Here is a 17,231-nt window from a genome sequence, read left to right on the forward strand (position 1 = left end):
GACTGGGATTTGTTTCCCAGTCGTTTTTTTATTAAGGTTGATTTTGGCGGGTTGCTGATTGGTTAGCTGTGTTTGAATTCGTTCCTGAGCTTCCCTCATTTTGCTGTGTACCGCCGCCATTATTTCCATTGCTGTTATTATTTCCATCGTTGTTCTCACTACCAGAAGCGTTACCGTTACTTGTATCTTGCGGAATCCTTACGCTTGTTGAAACTGCTGAACTCGTTTTACCATCTTTTATAGCGGCAACTGAAATCGTCGTTACAGAACCAGGTGAACCGCCGGCAACAGTAATACTTGTCGATGTGACAGTTGAGGTTTGTCCATTGATTGTTACTTGATAGCCAGTTGCTCCACTAACAGCTCCCCAACTTGCATTAATTTGTTTCGAGTTCGGATCATAGTTGGCACTTAATCCACCAGGTGCAGTTAATTGATTTGCTTCTTCTTGTTTCTTTTTCTCTTCTTCTTGTTTTTTCTTTTCTTCTTCTAATCGTTTTTGTTCGGCAGCTTTTTCTTGATCAAGTTCCGCTTGTGTTTTTGTATCTGTTTCCGTGTCTTCGCTTGCAGAGCTACTGCTTGAACCACCAGTACGGCTTGGAACAGTTCCAGAAATGAAGAGTTCATTTGAAATCATTGAACCTGGTGTTCCAGATGCGGCCACTGTTGGAGGATTAGATCCTCTCAGAATAGGAACAGAAACTACATTACTTGGTTTTTTAAAGTCAGCCGTATCTTTACCTTCAGAAACATGAGCCATTAACTTGCTGAACATGCGCTGTGAAATTTTTTGTTCACTTGAAGAAAGGTAGTTCTTAATGCTGTCATAACCTGTCCAAACTGCAATCGTATAGTCTGTCGTATAGCCGGCAAACCATGCATCACGAGCCGCACCTTTGGGATAGTTGTATTTATTTTGTGCGTTTTCATCAAAGTTTGTTGTACCCGTTTTCCCAGCAGCTGGAACACCAGGAACAGCTGCACTTGTACCAGTACCCATTGAAAGAACATCTTTTAATACATCAGAAATCATGTAAGCTGTCGATTCTTTCATCGCTGTTTCACTTTCAGGCTCCATGTCCATCGTTGTATCGCCATCGGAAAGTACAATTTTGGTTACTGCATGCGGTTTGTTATAAACACCTTCGTTGCCAAAAGCTGCATACGCACCAGCCATTTGCAGCGGGTTAGATTCATTCGCCCCGATCGAGTAAGACTCATAAAATTCCTTGTAGTCAAATCCGAGCTTATTCGTAAAGGTCTTCGCTTTGTCAAGTCCAACAGATTGAAGTGTTTTCAGCGCTGGAATATTTCGCGACATGTATAGCGCTTGACGAACCGTGAGCGAGCCTTTATAGCTCAGATCCCAGTTATTGATTTCGTTACCGCCAGAATAGCTGTACGGCGCATCATTTAAGACTTGCGCAGTTGACCAGTTCAGATATTCGAAAGCAGGACCGTAATCAGCGATTGGTTTCATGGTTGATCCGACTTGACGTTTAAGCTGTGTCGCATAGTTATATCCGCGTGTGACATTTTCTTTTTGATTACGCGAACCGCCAATAGCTTCAATGCGACCATTTTTCGTATCTTGAAGTACGATACCCGCTTGCATTAAATCATCCGAAAACTGAACGATATCATTTGAACTCAGCATTTGTTCCGTGTATTTTTGTGCATCTTGATCAAGTGCTGTATAAATCGTAAGCCCATCACGATACACATCGTATTCTTTTGGAATCTCGCTTAATACTTGCGATACGTAGGCATCATATTTGTATGTCTTATCTTCGCGGTCAGCGGTTGAACGAAGTCCAGATGCAACTTTTACTGCTTTCGCTTCATTCATTTGGGATTGTGTGATTTTCCCGTTTTTATACATATTATTAAGCACGATATCACGGCGTTTTTTTTGCAAGATCTGGATGGTCATATGGATTGTAATTATTTGGACTTTGCGGCATTCCGGCAAGAAGAGCCGTTTCTGCCAAGTTCAAATCCTTAAGATTTTTGCCGAAATAATGTTCAGATGCGGTTTCCATGCCGTGAACGCGATCTGACATGTAGACTTTATTGACATAAATCTCAATGATGTCATGCTTGCTGTATTTTTCTTCAAGTTGCAAGGCTAAGTATGCTTCTTGAGCTTTTCTTCCAAGCGTCTTATTTTTGTAGTCGAGATACGACATTTTAATGATTTGCTGCGATAGCGTACTCGCTCCCTCAGCTCCAAAACCATCTTTCACGTTTGCAATTACTGCTCCACCAAGACGAATCGGATCGAGTCCGTCGTGTTCATAAAAACGTGCGTCTTCCGTTGAGAGAATAGCATCCTCAAGTGACTTTGGAATATCTTTGTATTCGATGTAGTCGCGTCTTTCTGTACCGATTTCTGCAAAGACTTTACCGTCTTTATCGAGTAGTTTAGACGAAAGCGGATCGCGTAGTTTCGCATCCGATAGGGTTGGTGCATCTTTTGCATAAGCATAAAAGACCGTTGCACCAGCAGCAATTCCAAAGAAAGCACAGAAGAGTGCGACAAAGAAAATAATTTTCAGCACTTTTTTTCCAGTTACTTTTCCTGGCTTTTTTGGGGGGAGTCCCAGATTTTTGGCTGCGGTATTCAGATCTTGTTTGCATTTGTTCTGCCATTAAAAATTCTCTCCTTTAAAAGTTCGATTAAAAACACTTTTGGTCGATAATCGCCAAAAAGTCTAATCGAGGATTTAGACCATAAGGAATCTGGTCAGAGTATTGTCTGATTTCGTCAACTGTAATGGATTTTCGTCCGCCTGAAAGCATCCGCTCCCAAAATGGAAGAAAAGCATCGAACATCGTTAAGTATACTTCACCGAGCACACTAAATGAAGTGATGATAAAAGCAACACCGTCTTGATTTCTGACTTGTTTCATGTGCTCTATTTGATGCGGATGAAAATTGCTAAGCGGAAAAGCCGTTTTGTTTTTGGTTTCCTTTGCTTCAAAATCCAAATACTTTCCCTTGTAAACTCCATTATAGTCAGTCGTTGAAGGCTTTTTAAAGTACGCTTCTTTAATGGTTGCATTGCTTCGTTTCGGATAATCGACACGAACAATTTGAACCGGCGTAGGTTTTTTATGAATAACAGCGAGTTCGCGAGCCAAATAGTAGGCATTTGTATCGTTAATGTCATCTTCAAGCGACATTCCGCGATTACCGAACTCGGGTTTTTGAGACGCTTTTTTCTGCGGCTTTTGCCCAGTTAAGTGATTTTTTTTTACCGTTTGGATAGCCGATTGCCATAAGCTCACCTCTTTTGCCTCTCAAATTTCAAATGAAACCATTATTCATTATAACAAAATTCCCTTAAAATGATAGTAAATTTTCCTTTTTCTTAAACATTCAGCCTTTAGAAACGAGAACATACTATCGGTTTATTTTATCATACTTTCGTGACAAATCGAGCAAAAGCATGTCAATATCGCTTTTTCGAGCAGTATGATATGCTTACTAAAGAGAAAATAAAGGGGAAGTCAAAAGATGAAAGATTTAAAAGCGAAAACTGAATTATTGATGGAACAAAACGAAAAAAAACTGGGAAAAATATTTAAAAAACCGTGAAGCGCAGCAAGAATTTGACTTCTATCGAGATATGAAACCATTTGTTGATCATGCGAAATCACTAGCAGATGATTTTTTGTTTTTAGCCGTTCCATGGGTTAAAGAAACAAGACCTCATTATTTGACAGAAATAGAGCTACGCCAAATGAGCGATAATATTCAAATGACCGCTGTGAATGCGTTTAACGGCAAATCCTTTTATAAACACTTTCATGATCACTACGAATCGTCAAAATACACACTCGAACGCGTGTTGCGCAGTTTGGAGGAAGCAAGATGAAATCGCTCGTTTTGACCGGATATAAAAGCTTTGAACTGGGCATTTTTAAGCGGGATGCTGAGGAAGCACGCTATATTAAGCTTGCACTCAAGAAGAAACTGCTTAGTTTTTTAGATCTCGGTCTTGAATGGGTCATTATCTCCGGGCAGCTTGGAACTGAGCTTTGGGCAGGTGAAACTGTAAATGAACTGAAGGCCGAGTCTTTTCCTATTAAATTAGCCGTGCTCGAACCGTTTCAAGGACAAGCACAAAATTGGAATGATACCAATAAACAGTGGCAGGAAGAAGTCATACTCAGTGCTGATTACCATGCCTTTATTACCGAGCGTCCGTATGAAAACCCCGGTCAGTTCGAGTTGCGCGACCGCTTTATGATTGATCATACGGATGGTGCTCTTTTGCTATACGACTTGGAGCGGGAAGGCTCGCCACGTTTTTTCTATGAGCGTGCGAAAGCTATGAACGAACAGAATCAGTACAGCTTGGAGCTGATTGATTTTTATGAGCTTCAAGAAATCGTTTACGAAGCCGAAACAGATTTTTAAAGGTTTCATAAAAAAAAGAAGGGTTTACATTGACAAATCCGCTAAGATTTGAAAAAATAAGGGTATATTGTCAGTAGTTGACGCAATGAAAAAATAGAGGTGGATTACTTATGGCTCAAGAGCAATTTGAATATAACTTAACAGCAAAAGAAATTTTAGAAAAAGAATTTAAAACTGGTCTCCGCGGCTATAACCCGGAAGATGTCGATGAATTTTTGGATCTGGTCATTAAAGATTATGGAACCTTTACACAAGAAATCGAAGCTCTTCAAGCAGAAAACATTCGCCTTGTGCAAGAGCTTGATCAAGAACCGGCAGTTGTGAAAAAAGAAGTATCAAGTGTACCTGAAACACCTGTTCAACCAGCAGGAACAACAAACTTTGACATCTTGAAACGACTTTCTAATTTGGAGAAACATGTTTTTGGAAATAAGCTGGACGACAAGGAATAATTATGGTAGTATCTTAATGTTGGCTTTGCAGATGTGAAGCTCAGTAATGGATTAACGTTCGGATAATCGCTGCTTTTTGCAGAGGAAAGTCCATGCTCGCACGAACTGAGATGTTCGTAGTGATCGTGCCTGGTCAAACAATAAGCCAGGGCATTCCGCATTTGCGGTTTGACGGCAGGTGACGAGCCTAAGTCTTTTGATATGGCTTTCGAACCTTGAAGGTGCCACAGTGACGAAGTCCTTTTAGAAATAAAAGGAGTGGAACGAGGTAAACCCCGCGAGCGAGAAACTCAAACTATGGTAGGGGCACTTTTCCCGAGGAACTTGAACGAGGGAAGAGGCAGAAGCTTTTTTAGCTTGTGCAGATAGATGATTATCCCTTTACGAGGACCCTGTAAGTCGTAAAGGACAGAACATGGCTTATAGAGCGTTAATCGCAGGATGAAATGAAAAATGAAGCTGTTTTAAAAGGTCATGCTGGCGAAATGCCAAGTTACGAACGCTCCTTTTAAAACAGCTTTTTTCTTTAAATGAAAAAGGAGGAACGGATGTGTCTGAATTTCAGCTTTTGGCAACTGCCGCTTCGGGACTTGAAGCCGTTGTCGGGAAAGAGGTAAAACGTCTCGGTTATGAACCGCGGGTGGAAAATGGGAAGGTTTATTTTAAAGGCGATAAAAGTGCAATCGCCCGTGCCAATTTATGGCTGCGGGTTGCTGACCGCGTCAAAATCGTCGTTGGTGAATTTAAAGCCAAAACATTTGATGAGCTATTCGAAAAAACAAAAGCACTACCGTGGGAAGATTTCTTACCGCTGGATGCTGTTTTTCCGGTTTCCGGGAAGTCTGTCAAATCAACGCTTTTCAGTGTTCCAGACTGTCAAGCGATCACAAAAAAAGCAATCGTCAGCCGGCTTCAAGCTAAATATCGCCGCAGCGGACGTCTGCTTGAAACAGGAGCGCTTTTCAAAATTGAAGTTTCCATCCTGAAAGACGTTGTAACGCTTACGATTGATACTAGTGGAGCCGGATTACATAAACGTGGCTATAGAACGGCACAAGGCGGGGCTCCGCTCAAGGAAACTATGGCAGCTGCGCTTGTACTTCTAACAAGCTGGCATCCCGATCGTCCGTTTTATGACCCCGTTTGCGGTTCAGGCACCATTGCGATCGAAGCGGCACTGATTGGTCAGAATATCGCACCAGGATTCGGACGCAGTTTCGTATCGGAAGATTGGGACTGGATGCCGAAACAAATTTACAAAGACGCTCGTACGGAAGCAGAAAATCTTGCGAATTACGATCAGCCGCTTGATATTCTTGGCGCAGACATCGATCATAAAATGGTTGAAATCGCAAAACAAAATGCCGCGGAAGCAGGCCTAAGCGATTTGATTTCTTTCAAACAAATGCAAGCAAGCGACTTTACAACCGAAAAAGAATACGGGGTGATTGTCGCCAATCCACCATACGGGGAACGACTTGAAGACGAAGCGAGCATCCGCGAGCTTTACCGTGAGATGGGAGAAACCTATGCGAAAATGCCAACATGGTCCGTTTACGTCTTGACAAGTTTTGAACAATTTGAAGAAGTTTACGGCAAGAAAGCAACAAAAAAAACGGAAGTTATATAATGGATATTTGCGTACTGATCTTTATCAATACTGGGGACCGCGCAAGCCGCGCTAGGAGGAGTGAGCGATATGAACACGGTAGAAGAAACCAAAACAGAATTTTTAGCCTTTCTTAAGAAAAAAGCTGCACTTGAAGAAGCTCTTAACCTCGTTTATTGGGATATTCGCACGAAGATTCCAAAGAAGGGGACAGAAGGCCGTGCGGAAGTGATTGGGGTTTTGTCGGAGCAGATCTTTGAAATGGAAGTTTCCGAGGAAATGGCAGCCTTTATCGCGACGCTAGCACCTCATAGGGCAGAACTTGACGAGATAACAGCAAAATCACTTGACGAGTCGAACCGGGTCTATGCGCTCAATAAGAAGATTCCAGCAAAAGAATTTCGGGCGTATTCGAAACTTGTAGCAGAAGCAGAGAATGTGTGGGGCGAAGCACGTGCCGAGAACGACTTTGCAAAATTTGCCCCCTACTTAGAAGAAATTGTTACAATGAAACGTAAATTTGTCGAGTATTGGGGCTACGAGCAGAATAAATATGATACGCTCCTTGATCAATACGAACCGGGCATGACGGTCGAAGTGCTTGATAGCGTCTTTTTGAAGCTGCGCGATGCGATAATGACATTACGCGGCAAAATGGCGCGGGAAGGCACCGCGCCGAATCCAGACTTGCTACGCGTCACAATGCCGCGCGAAAAGCAGCAGACATTCAGTGAACAAATTCTTACCAAGATGGGCTTTGATTTTGATGCTGGTCGCCTTGACGACACGATTCATCCTTTTGCGATCGGCCTCAACTTGCATGATGTTCGGATTACAACGCGCTACGATGAAGATAATTTCAAAATGGCCGTTTTCGGCATTATCCATGAAGGCGGGCATGCGATTTATGAGCAGAATTTCAATCCGAAACTTGCTGGAACACCGCTTAAAGAAGGGGCTTCGATGGGTATACATGAATCGCAATCGCTGTTCTATGAAATCATTTTAGGCTCGAGCTTTGCTTTTTGGAAAAGCAACTATAAAAATCTTACCAAGCTGGAACCGAAATTTGCGCAAGTTCCGCTTGAAGACTTTTACCGCGCCGCAAATCTATCCGAAAGTTCACTAGTTCGGATCGAAGCAGATATCTTAACTTATCCGCTTCACATTATGATTCGTTATGAGCTTGAAAAGGCGCTGATGAACGGTGAGCTTGAAGTGGCGGATTTAAAGGAAGCTTGGAATAATAAATACGAAGAATATCTCGGAATTCGGCCTGAAAAAGACAGCGAAGGCATTTTGCAGGATATTCACTGGGCTGGAGGCGATTTTGGTTACTTCCCTTCCTATGCGCTTGGACTGATTTATGCCGCACAGTTTTTCCACACGATGGAAAGAGAACTGCCTGAGCTTGATCAGATTATCGAGAGTGATGATTACACGCCGATTCGCGAGTGGCTAACAGAGCATATTCATCAATACGGCAAGCTCAAAAAGCCGCTTGAAATTTTGAAAGATACGACAGGTGAAGGGTTAAACCCTGATTACTTAATCGATTTATTAAATAAACGCTATGAATTCGTTTACAATCTAAAAAGCTGAAAAAAGTGGTTGACCCGACTAACTGCCGGCGTTATAATGAAAAGACTTCAAATGAATAAAAATACACACTTATATAATCTTTGTGATATGGACAATAAGTTTCTACCCGGACACCGTAAATGTCTGGACTATGAGTGATCAGTAAATAATCAGTTCAACTGGTTTATTTGACTTATCCCTCTTAAGCTTTTTTGGGGATAAGTCTTTTTTGTTTAGAACGTGAAAGGAGCACTGGTGTTGAAAGTACTAGAGGATTACATTTTAGAAAAGGGGACTGTTCTTCCTGGAAACGTCCTGAAAGTGGATGCATTTTTAAATCACCAAATCGACCCGAAACTCATGCAAGAAGTTGGGGCAGAATTTGCGGAGCATTACAAAGAAAAGGGAATTACTAAAATCGTGACGATCGAATCGTCTGGGATTGCTCCAGCTGTTTTTGCGGGGCTTGCGCTTAATGTGCCTGTTGTCTTTGCGAGAAAGAAAAAATCGGTCACGCTTCAGGATAATTTGTATTCAGCAAGTGTTTACTCCTACACGAAAAAAGAAACGAGCGAGATTTCAGTTTCAAAAGCTTTTTTAAATGATCAAGATACGATTCTTTTGATTGATGATTTTCTTGCAAACGGTCAAGCGGCACTTGGACTGCTTGAAATTGCAAAAGAAGCTCAGGCACAAGTTGCCGGCATTGGAATTGTGATCGAAAAATCATTTCAACAAGGCAGAAAACTACTAGAAGAAACTGGGATTGATATTTGCTCACTTGCACGAATTGCTTCACTTGAAAATGAAACGATTGAATTTGTTAGGGAGGATTAATAAATGCTTGGTAAAGGAAGATTAGCTGCTTTAGGTTTTCAACATGTGCTTGCAATGTACGCAGGTGCAGTCATTGTTCCACTTTTAATCGGGGGAGCACTCGGATTTAACGGTGAACAAATGACCTATCTTGTTTCGATCGATATTTTTATGTGCGGGATTGCAACGCTTTTACAACTTTCAATGAACCGCTTTTTCGGAATTGGTTTACCGGTCGTTTTAGGCTGCGCTGTTCAAGCGATTGCGCCGATTATTTTGATTGGACAGGACATGGGGATTGGAGCCATTTACGGCTCGATTATTGTTTCAGGACTTTTTGTATTATTAATTGCCCCGTTTTTCTCGAAAGTTGTTAAATTTTTCCCGCCAGTTGTGACTGGTTCTGTCGTAACAGTGATTGGACTTACGCTGATTCCAGTTGCGATTAATAACTTGGCGGGCGGCGAAGGTGCGAAAGATTTTGGTTCATTTTATAATATTGGACTCGGATTTTTCACACTTCTGCTGATTGTGCTCGTGTATCGTTTTGGAAGAGGATTTTCAAAAGCGATTGCCGTCTTAATCGGACTTGTTGGCGGTTCGCTAGCAGCAGTTATCTTACGAGGAATCAATGTGGCTCCGGTCGCACAGGCAGATTGGTTTCATATGCCGCAACCGTTTTATTTTGGAATGCCGACATTTGAATGGCCGGCAATTGTTACAATGATATTAATTTCACTTGTTAGTATGGTAGAATCAACCGGCGTTTATTTCGCTCTTTCTGATATTGTCGGACGTCCACTTAAGAAGCAGGATTTGACGAAAGGGTACCGAGCAGAAGGCTTAGCCATTATTCTTGGCGGGATTTTCAATACATTCCCTTATACAGGTTACTCACAAAATGTTGGGCTTGTTCAGCTTTCAGGTATTAAAACACGGAAAGTCATTTACGTTGCCGCAGGATTTTTGATTGTTCTTGGACTTGTGCCGAAAATCGGAGCTGTAACAACAATTATTCCAACACCGGTTCTTGGCGGTGCGATGGTTGCGATGTTCGGGATGGTTGTCGCACAAGGAATTAAAATGCTCGGCAAAGTCAACTTTACGTCTCAAGAAAATCTTTTGATTATTGCTTGTTCCGTTGGTGTCGGACTTGGCGTGACGGTAGTTCCTGACCTATTTAAAAACTTCCCATCATTCGTTCAGCTCTTTACAAGTAACGGAATTGTAGCCGGAAGTTTCACGGCGATTCTTTTGAACATCATCTTCAACATGATTCCACATCGAAAAGAAAAAAAGGAACAGCAAACTGAACTGAGCCACAGCACGAAATAAAACCAAAACCGATCTGAAAAGTTAGAGGTAGTACTCTAATTTTGCAGGTCGTTTTTTAAAAAAAACCGAATTCTTGACAATCCTGATAAAAAGCGTAAAATATAAAACGTAATCATTTCGATTTAAAAAGAAAGAAAGGAGATTGTTATGGCTAAAAAATCCAAAGTTGCAAAATATGAAAAACAAAAAGCAATGGTGGAACAGTATCGTGAAATTCGCGAACAGTTAAAACAAGAAGGCCGCTATGATGAGTTGCGTCGTTTACCGCGTGATTCTTCACCTTCTCGTCTTCATAACCGCTGTGAACTCACTGGACGTCCCCACGCTTACATGCGCAAATTCGGCATGAGTCGGATTCGTTTCCGTGAACTTGCCCACCAAGGACAAATACCCGGCGTGAAAAAAGCGAGCTGGTAATATAAATTTAAGCTGTTGTTTGCTTTATTTAGAAGTAAACAGCAGCTTTTTTGTGTTATGCAGGGAATAAGTTTGGATTCAAGCAGAAAATGAGCGTTTGAGGAGAAACTACCGACGCGAAGCGCGTTTTATGATAAAATAAGACAAAGTAGCACAAGAAAAGGAGTATATTTATGAAAAACAACCAGCCAGGACTGCTTGTCATTGACGGGATGGCTTTGCTATTTCGAGCATTTTATGCAACCGCAGTTTCGAATCAATTTATGTATAATGAAAAAGGGCTTCCGACAAACGGTGTCCAGGGGATGATGCGTCATATTTTTGCGGCGATCCGTCAAAATGAACCTAGCCATGCCGTGATTTGTTGGGATATGGGCGCTAAAACGTTCCGAAACGAGCTTTTTGACGGCTATAAAGCTGGGCGGAAGGCACCACCAGAGGAAATGATTCCGCAGTTTGACCTTGCAAAAGAAGTGGCTGGAGCATTCGGCTTTGTGAATATCGGAGTTCCGGGCTATGAAGCGGACGATTGCATCGGAACGATTACTATGAAATTAACGGGAGACCTTGCGACAACGGTCTTAAGCGGCGATAAAGACTTGCTGCAGCTGATTGAACCGCGTAACGATGTGTGGATTATGCAAAAAGGGTACGGCAATTACAAGCGCTATGATGAGGCGACTTTTTTTGCTGAAATGGGCATTACTCCTGCTCAGTTTGTTGATGTAAAAGCGCTTATGGGTGACCCGTCTGACGGCTATCCCGGCGTGCGCGGAATCGGAGAGAAGACTGCGCTTAAATTGATTCAAGAATTTGATTCAATCGAAGGCATAATGACTCATTTAGAGGAGCTTAAGCCAGGTCAGCAAAAGAAAATTCAAGAAGATGCGGAGATGCTCGCGCTTAGCCGTAAGCTTGCCAAGATTCATACAGATGTGCCTTTGTCGCTTGATTTTGATCAAATGCTTTATCGAGAAATGGGAAGCGAGACGGCCGATGTGATTCATCATTACGGGCTTAGGACGCTTGAGCGAGATTTTTTGCTGTGAAAAATAAAACTGAAATATAACGAAAAAACAGATGACTTTTTCGCAATAGACTTTTCTCATCTTTTTTGATGATGGAAAAAGGAATTCAGCTTTTTTGGACGAAAATAGGTTTGAGTTGGCTGTTTGAAATGAGTAAAAATCTAAAGCAACGGGAGTTTTAGTAAAGAAATCTATATTAAGAGACATCCGGTTAGCTCAGCTAACCTTGGATGCCTCTTTTTTTGGCTTGTTGAATCGCTTGGCGTGCCAGTTTATCTGCTTGTTTATTTTGACTAACATGAAGATAGTTTGTAAAAAACAGCGGGACTTTGCCTGCGAGCAGTAAGACTTCATCCAAATGTGGCTTGAACAGCGGATTTTTAACATATTCTTTTTCAATGCTTGCAACCACGATTTTTGAATCGGAGTAAAGTCGGATGAAGTCAGGTTTATAAGTAAGTGCAAGTTCAAGTCCGCGTTTTGCTGCCATAAATTCAGCTTCATGATTGGTCATTTCACCGAGAAACAGCGAAACTTGTTCGTGAATGCCTTCTGCAACAAGCACAATACCGGCTCCGCTTAAACCAGGATTCCCAGAGCTTGCTCCATCAACGTAAAGATCCATAAATTTCCTCCGTTTCTTTCTTTTTTTAATCATAACAAAAAAGCTGGCTAATTAGCCAGCTCGATTTTATGATTTTGTTCGACCTTATAGTTTTTCTACATTTGCTGCCTGAGGTCCGCGATTTCCTTCCACAACTTCAAAGGAAACTTCTTGTCCTTCTTCAAGGGATTTGTAACCGTCTCCTTGGATTGCTGTAAAGTGTACGAAGATGTCCTCGCCGCCGTCTGTTTCGATAAAACCATAACCCTTTTCGTTATTGAACCATTTTACTTTCCCATTTTGCATTGAAATGAATCCTCCTAAATCCCGGCCCCCAAAAGACCTTTCTGTCATACAAGATAGCCTTATACGATACTCCTAATATATAACAAAATGCCTACGTAGGTCAAGTGAATTGCGAGAAGATTATATAATTTTCCGACTTGTAAAGGTTTTCTTTAGATGTTTTTGAAAAAAATGAAATGAAATCTATGAGTCGCAGGGTTCTAAAGAACTAATTTGTAAGGATAATTAAGCAGGAGTTAGTATTTATCAGCGGTTTGAAGTTTAATCAGTTGATTTTCCAAAAAAAAAAAGTAAAAGCTTTGTGTAATGCGGCTAGTTATAGTACAATTTGATTGTGAGAGAAAAAAGTTGGAGGGTAAGAATGATGCCAACACCGAGTATGGAAGACTACATAGAGAAGATTTATTCTCTTATTTCAAGCAAAGGATATGCACGCGTATCAGATATTGCAGACGAACTCATGGTTCACCCGTCTTCCGTCACCAAGATGGTCCAAAAACTGGACAAAGACGAATATCTCGTTTATGAAAAGTATCGCGGACTGATTTTGACGCCGAAAGGTAATAAAGCAGGCAAACGCTTGCTGGAGCGTCATGCGCTTCTCGAAGAATTTCTCCGGACCATCGGAGTGAAAGAAGAGCATGTTTATGAAGACGTCGAAGGAATTGAACATCATCTCAGCTGGAATTCGATTGATCGGATCGGCGATTTGCTTCAATTCTTTAAAGACAATCCAGATACTCTGGAAAAGCTTCGCAGCATGGATTCGCATGATGATTCGCATGACGAAGCGTAATTAACTTAGTGACACAGTTTTGCAAAAACCGAGCACAGCGCAATCTGATTTTTCACGTACAGTAACACGTTACTGGCCGATTTTTTCGGTGCGAAAAAAAGAAAGTGTTTACATTTTGCAAACTTTGTACAATATCAATCAAAATGATACATATGGAGGGGAATTAGGAATGGCGAAAGAAGTAAAATCGGACATCGAGATCGCTCTAGCAGCGAAGATCAACCCTATCACAGAAATTGCAGAAAGCATTGGACTTAATGAAGACGGACTTGAGCTTTATGGAAAGAACAAAGCGAAAATCACGTATGAAACGATTCATTCGCTGCAAGATAGAGAGAATGGAAAACTTATTCTTGTAACCGCTATCAATCCAACACCGGCTGGTGAAGGGAAATCAACGGTTACGGTTGGGCTTGGCGATGCACTTTCAAGATCAGGCAAGAAAACGGTTATCGCTTTACGTGAACCTTCGCTTGGGCCGACAATGGGAATTAAAGGTGGCGCAACTGGCGGCGGTTATGCCCAAGTTGTTCCAATGGAAGATATCAATTTGCACTTCACTGGGGACTTCCATGCGATTACGACTGCCAATAATGCACTTTCTGCTTTTATCGACAATCATATGCAGCAAGGTAACGATCTGAAAATTGATCAACGCCGTATTGTTTGGAAACGTGTTGTGGACTTAAATGACCGCGCACTTCGTAAAGTGGTCGTTGGACTTGGCGGACCGATTCAAGGGATTCCACGCGAAGACGGGTTTGATATTACGGTTGCATCAGAAATCATGGCGATCATCTGTCTGGCTACGGATTTGAAAGATTTGAAACGCCGCTTGAGCGAAATTGTAGTTGGCTATAACTACGCACGCGAACCGATTACAGTTGGCGAGCTAGGCTATGAAGGTGCCCTTACTTTGCTTCTGAAAGATGCGCTTAAGCCGAACCTCGTTCAAACCTTAGAACATACTCCTGCAATCGTCCACGGCGGACCGTTTGCGAATATCGCGCACGGCTGTAACAGTATTCAAGCGACAAGCACGGCTCTTAAACTCGGCGATTATGTCGTAACAGAAGCAGGTTTCGGAGCGGATCTCGGGGCTGAAAAATTCCTTGATATCAAAGTTCCTGCTTTAGGTAAAGCGCCTGATTGCGTTGTTATTGTAGCAACTATTCGTGCGCTGAAAATGCACGGCGGTGTGGCAAAAACTGAGCTTGGTGCTGAAAACGTTGAAGCGCTTAAAGCTGGGTTTGCCAATTTGAAGAAACACACAGAATCCGTTCAGAAGTTTGGTCTTCCGTTCGTGATTGCGATTAATAAATTTATTACCGATACAGATGCAGAAGTTGCAGCGCTTGAAGAACTTTGCAATGCAGCAGGTATCCCGTTCTCGCTTACAGAAGTATGGGAAAAAGGCGGCGAAGGCGGTCTTGATCTTGCAGCGAAAGTAATCGGCGAAGTTGAAAAAGGCACAGCTTCATACAAGCGTCTTTATGATGATGCAAGTTCGATTGAAGAAAAACTAGAAACGATCGTAAAAGAAATTTACGGCGGAGATGGTGTTGAACTTTCACCAAAAGCACAAAAACAAATTACAGAATTCAAGAAATACGGTTGGGATCGTTATCCAATTTGTATGGCGAAAACACAATACTCACTTACAGATGAGCCGACAAAACTTGGTCGCCCAACTGGATTCACGATTCACATCCGCGAGTTCATTCCAAAACTTGGCGCAGGCTTCATTGTTGCCTTAACTGGAGACGTGATGACCATGCCTGGTCTTCCGAAAAAACCAGCAGCTCTGAACATGGATGTTGATGAATTCGGAAACGCACAAGGCTTATTCTAAGCTTGTTAGGAAGTGCAAAGAGATTTTCTCTTTGCACTTTTTTTATTTGGAGGATAAGCAATTGCGCCTTTCCCTTAATTCAGCTAAAATGGAAGAGATCAAAGATAAGGATGGTAAATGATGAAACAACTCCAAGTCATTCAAATGACGAAAACATATGGTGAGAAAACGCTTTTTGAGCATGCAGATTTGACGATTACAGAAGGCGAGCGGATCGGCTTAATTGGGGTAAACGGAACTGGTAAGTCCACGCTGCTCGAGATTATTTCCGGGGAAGAAACAAGCGATTCTGGCGAGCGGATTGTGCCAAAAGATTATACGATCGGTTTTTTGAAGCAAGATCCGGAAATTAATGGAGATTTGACGGTGCTTGAAGCGGTTTTTCAAGGCGAAACGCGGAGCTTAAAGGCGATCCGCAATTATGAAGCGGTTTTGCTAGAAATCGAACAGGAACCGGAAAACGAAATCTTGCATGAAAAGCTTTTTGCGGCGCAGAATGATATGGATGCGCTCGGGGCGTGGGATATGAATACGGAGGCAAAGACGATCCTTGAAAAGCTCGGGATTCAAGATTTGGGTCAGCGAATTAGTGCGCTTTCGGGCGGACAGAAAAAACGAGTTGGCTTAGCGCAAGTATTGATTGAAACGCCCGATCTGCTTATTTTGGACGAGCCGACCAACCACTTGGATTACAGCTCGATCCGCTGGCTTGAAGATTATCTGAACCGTTTTAAAGGTGCTATTTTGCTTGTAACGCATGATCGCTACTTTTTAGACCGGATCACGAATCATATTGTGGAACTGGCGAATGGAACCCTGTACCGTTATGTCGGCAACTATGAGAGTTTTATGGAAGCAAAGGCGATTCGACTTGAAAATGAAGCGCGCGAATCGGAGAAAAACCGCAACTTGTACCGCCGCGAGCTAGCTTGGATGCGGCGCGGCGCTCAAGCGCGTTCAACGAAACAAAAGGCACGTAAAGACCGGTTTAGCGAGCTTCAAGATGTGGTAACGGCGAAAAGCGACACAAATTCCCTGGAGCTCGATTTTAGTGCAAGCAGACTTGGGAAAGACGTTTTTATCCTCAAAAATGTTTCTAAAAACTACGCGGATAAAGTGATTTTGGCTGATTTCGACTTGATTGTGCAGCCGGGCGAACGGCTTGGGATTACGGGGAATAACGGCACCGGCAAATCGACGCTGCTTAATTTATTTGCGGGAACGGTGGAAGCTGACAGCGGAACGGTTACAGTTGGTCAAACGGTTGAAATCGGGTACTACACGCAGCATAATATCGATCTCGATGAAGATGCGCGGCTGATTACGTATTTACAAGAAGTCGGCAACGAAGTCGAAACGACGAGCGGCGAGCGAATCAGTGTGAGTGCAATGCTTGAGCGGTTTTTATTTAAACCGGAAACACACGGCAAGAAAGTCAGTGCCTTATCGGGCGGCGAAAAGCGGCGGCTGTTTCTTCTCAAGATTTTGATGGGGCGGCCGAATGTGCTTTTACTTGATGAGCCGACCAATGACCTAGATACTGAGACGCTTACAGTGCTTGAAGACTATTTGGAAAGCTTCCCAGGAACGGTAATTACAGTCAGCCATGATCGCTATTTCCTCGATAAAACAGCACAAAAGCTGTTGGTGTTTAAAGGGAACGGCCAAATTGAGACATATCTCGGTGACTACAGTGATTACTTGGCGAAACTGAACACCACGGCGGCGCCGAAAGCTGAACCGAAGAAAAAAGCTGTGCCGGAAGCGAAAACAGTGCCGCAAGAAAAAGTGAAGCTGACGTATCAAGAAAAAATCGAATGGCAGGGTATGGAAGATGCGATCACAAAAGCGGAAGAAGAAATCAGCGCATTACATGCTGAACTTGAAACGACCGGAAGCGACTTTACGAAGGCGGGAGAAATTAGCCGCACGATTGAAGAAAAGGAAGCAGAGTTGCTCGACTTAATGGAACGCTGGGAATATTTAGCGCAATATGCGGATTAAAAGGA

The 17,231-nt window shown here is 42.5% G+C and carries 12 protein-coding genes, 1 other RNA gene, 4 pseudogenes and 1 riboswitch; of the genes and pseudogenes, 13 read left to right on the forward strand and 4 right to left on the reverse strand.

Annotated features, from left to right (window positions below):
- Positions 1–31 precede the first annotated feature (31 nt).
- Positions 32–2,652: pseudogene (locus MFLO_RS04550) on the reverse strand (transglycosylase domain-containing protein).
- 27 nt (positions 2,653–2,679) lie between these two features.
- Positions 2,680–3,283 (reverse strand): annotated as a pseudogene (recU, locus tag MFLO_RS04555) (Holliday junction resolvase RecU).
- 237 nt (positions 3,284–3,520) lie between these two features.
- On the opposite strand from recU, the pseudogene MFLO_RS04560 reads away from it, so the two are divergent.
- From MFLO_RS04560 to MFLO_RS04600, 10 genes and pseudogenes are all read left to right on the forward strand, one after another.
- Positions 3,521–3,881 (forward strand): annotated as a pseudogene (locus MFLO_RS04560) (YppE family protein).
- On the forward strand, positions 3,878–4,426 hold the full coding sequence (locus MFLO_RS04565) for an SLOG family protein (RefSeq protein ID WP_036096698.1): 549 nt from the start codon (positions 3,878–3,880) through the stop codon (positions 4,424–4,426). Before MFLO_RS04560 ends, MFLO_RS04565 begins: the two are co-directional and overlap by 4 nt.
- A 110-nt stretch (positions 4,427–4,536) precedes the next feature.
- On the forward strand, positions 4,537–4,878 hold the full coding sequence (gene gpsB / locus MFLO_RS04570; RefSeq protein WP_036096699.1) for a cell division regulator GpsB: 342 nt from the start codon (positions 4,537–4,539) through the stop codon (positions 4,876–4,878).
- Positions 4,879–4,932: 54 nt separating this feature from the next.
- An RNA gene (rnpB, locus tag MFLO_RS15025) (RNase P RNA component class B) lies at positions 4,933–5,306 on the forward strand.
- A 122-nt stretch (positions 5,307–5,428) separates the two neighbouring features.
- Positions 5,429–6,563: pseudogene (locus MFLO_RS04575) on the forward strand (THUMP domain-containing class I SAM-dependent RNA methyltransferase).
- Between the two features lie 14 nt (positions 6,564–6,577).
- Positions 6,578–8,089 carry a carboxypeptidase M32 gene (locus MFLO_RS04580; RefSeq protein ID WP_036096700.1) on the forward strand — a complete coding sequence of 504 codons (1,512 nt, stop codon included), beginning with the start codon at positions 6,578–6,580 and terminating at the stop codon, positions 8,087–8,089.
- 49 nt (positions 8,090–8,138) lie between these two features.
- Positions 8,139–8,240, forward strand: a riboswitch (purine riboswitch).
- An 86-nt stretch (positions 8,241–8,326) separates the two neighbouring features.
- Positions 8,327–8,905 carry a xanthine phosphoribosyltransferase gene (locus tag MFLO_RS04585; RefSeq protein ID WP_036096701.1) on the forward strand — a complete coding sequence of 193 codons (579 nt, stop codon included), beginning with the start codon at positions 8,327–8,329 and terminating at the stop codon, positions 8,903–8,905.
- Positions 8,906–8,908: 3 nt separating this feature from the next.
- Positions 8,909–10,219, forward strand: a complete 1,311-nt coding sequence (locus MFLO_RS04590) for a nucleobase:cation symporter-2 family protein (protein WP_036096702.1) — start codon at positions 8,909–8,911, stop codon at positions 10,217–10,219.
- A 147-nt stretch (positions 10,220–10,366) separates the two neighbouring features.
- Complete coding sequence (gene rpsN, locus MFLO_RS04595; protein WP_036096703.1) at positions 10,367–10,636, forward strand: 30S ribosomal protein S14; 270 nt, start codon at positions 10,367–10,369, stop codon at positions 10,634–10,636.
- A 173-nt stretch (positions 10,637–10,809) separates the two neighbouring features.
- Positions 10,810–11,685 carry a 5'-3' exonuclease gene (locus MFLO_RS04600; RefSeq protein WP_036096704.1) on the forward strand — a complete coding sequence of 292 codons (876 nt, stop codon included), beginning with the start codon at positions 10,810–10,812 and terminating at the stop codon, positions 11,683–11,685.
- A 199-nt stretch (positions 11,686–11,884) separates the two neighbouring features.
- Here the strand turns inward: MFLO_RS04600 and MFLO_RS04605 are convergent, their stop codons facing one another.
- Positions 11,885–12,289: a ribonuclease HI family protein gene (locus tag MFLO_RS04605; RefSeq protein ID WP_036096705.1), complete on the reverse strand. Its 405-nt coding sequence runs from the start codon at positions 12,287–12,289 to the stop codon at positions 11,885–11,887.
- Positions 12,290–12,373: 84 nt separating this feature from the next.
- The gene (gene cspD, locus MFLO_RS04610; RefSeq protein WP_036096707.1) at positions 12,374–12,574 is read right to left on the reverse strand and encodes a cold-shock protein CspD; all 201 of its coding nucleotides are present in this window, start codon (positions 12,572–12,574) and stop codon (positions 12,374–12,376) included.
- Positions 12,575–12,938: 364 nt separating this feature from the next.
- Between cspD and mntR the strand changes: the two genes are divergently transcribed.
- The 3 genes from mntR (at position 12,939) to MFLO_RS04625 (ending at position 17,226) form a co-directional block, all read left to right on the forward strand.
- Entirely contained in the window at positions 12,939–13,370 is a 432-nt protein-coding gene (gene mntR / locus MFLO_RS04615; RefSeq protein WP_036096808.1) for a transcriptional regulator MntR, read from the forward strand.
- Between the two features lie 169 nt (positions 13,371–13,539).
- Positions 13,540–15,222 carry a formate--tetrahydrofolate ligase gene (locus MFLO_RS04620; protein WP_036096810.1) on the forward strand — a complete coding sequence of 561 codons (1,683 nt, stop codon included), beginning with the start codon at positions 13,540–13,542 and terminating at the stop codon, positions 15,220–15,222.
- Between the two features lie 120 nt (positions 15,223–15,342).
- The gene (locus tag MFLO_RS04625; protein ID WP_036096708.1) at positions 15,343–17,226 is read left to right on the forward strand and encodes an ABC-F family ATP-binding cassette domain-containing protein; all 1,884 of its coding nucleotides are present in this window, start codon (positions 15,343–15,345) and stop codon (positions 17,224–17,226) included.
- Positions 17,227–17,231 lie beyond the last annotated feature (5 nt).

Source organism: Listeria floridensis FSL S10-1187 (genome assembly GCF_000525875.1).
Lineage (GTDB): Bacteria > Bacillota > Bacilli > Lactobacillales > Listeriaceae > Listeria > Listeria floridensis.

Coding starts and splice junctions, on each gene's coding strand:
- MFLO_RS04580 (WP_036096700.1), top strand. CDS start 6,578: ATGAACACGGTAGAAGAAACCAAAACAGAATTTTTAGCCTTTCTTAAG.
- MFLO_RS04565 (WP_036096698.1), top strand. CDS start 3,878: ATGAAATCGCTCGTTTTGACCGGATATAAAAGCTTTGAACTGGGCATT.
- MFLO_RS04590 (WP_036096702.1), top strand. CDS start 8,909: ATGCTTGGTAAAGGAAGATTAGCTGCTTTAGGTTTTCAACATGTGCTT.
- MFLO_RS04600 (WP_036096704.1), top strand. CDS start 10,810: ATGAAAAACAACCAGCCAGGACTGCTTGTCATTGACGGGATGGCTTTG.
- MFLO_RS04620 (WP_036096810.1), top strand. CDS start 13,540: ATGGCGAAAGAAGTAAAATCGGACATCGAGATCGCTCTAGCAGCGAAG.
- MFLO_RS04605 (WP_036096705.1), bottom strand. CDS start 12,289: ATGGATCTTTACGTTGATGGAGCAAGCTCTGGGAATCCTGGTTTAAGC.
- rpsN (WP_036096703.1), top strand. CDS start 10,367: ATGGCTAAAAAATCCAAAGTTGCAAAATATGAAAAACAAAAAGCAATG.
- cspD (WP_036096707.1), bottom strand. CDS start 12,574: ATGCAAAATGGGAAAGTAAAATGGTTCAATAACGAAAAGGGTTATGGT.
- mntR (WP_036096808.1), top strand. CDS start 12,939: ATGCCAACACCGAGTATGGAAGACTACATAGAGAAGATTTATTCTCTT.
- MFLO_RS04625 (WP_036096708.1), top strand. CDS start 15,343: ATGAAACAACTCCAAGTCATTCAAATGACGAAAACATATGGTGAGAAA.
- gpsB (WP_036096699.1), top strand. CDS start 4,537: ATGGCTCAAGAGCAATTTGAATATAACTTAACAGCAAAAGAAATTTTA.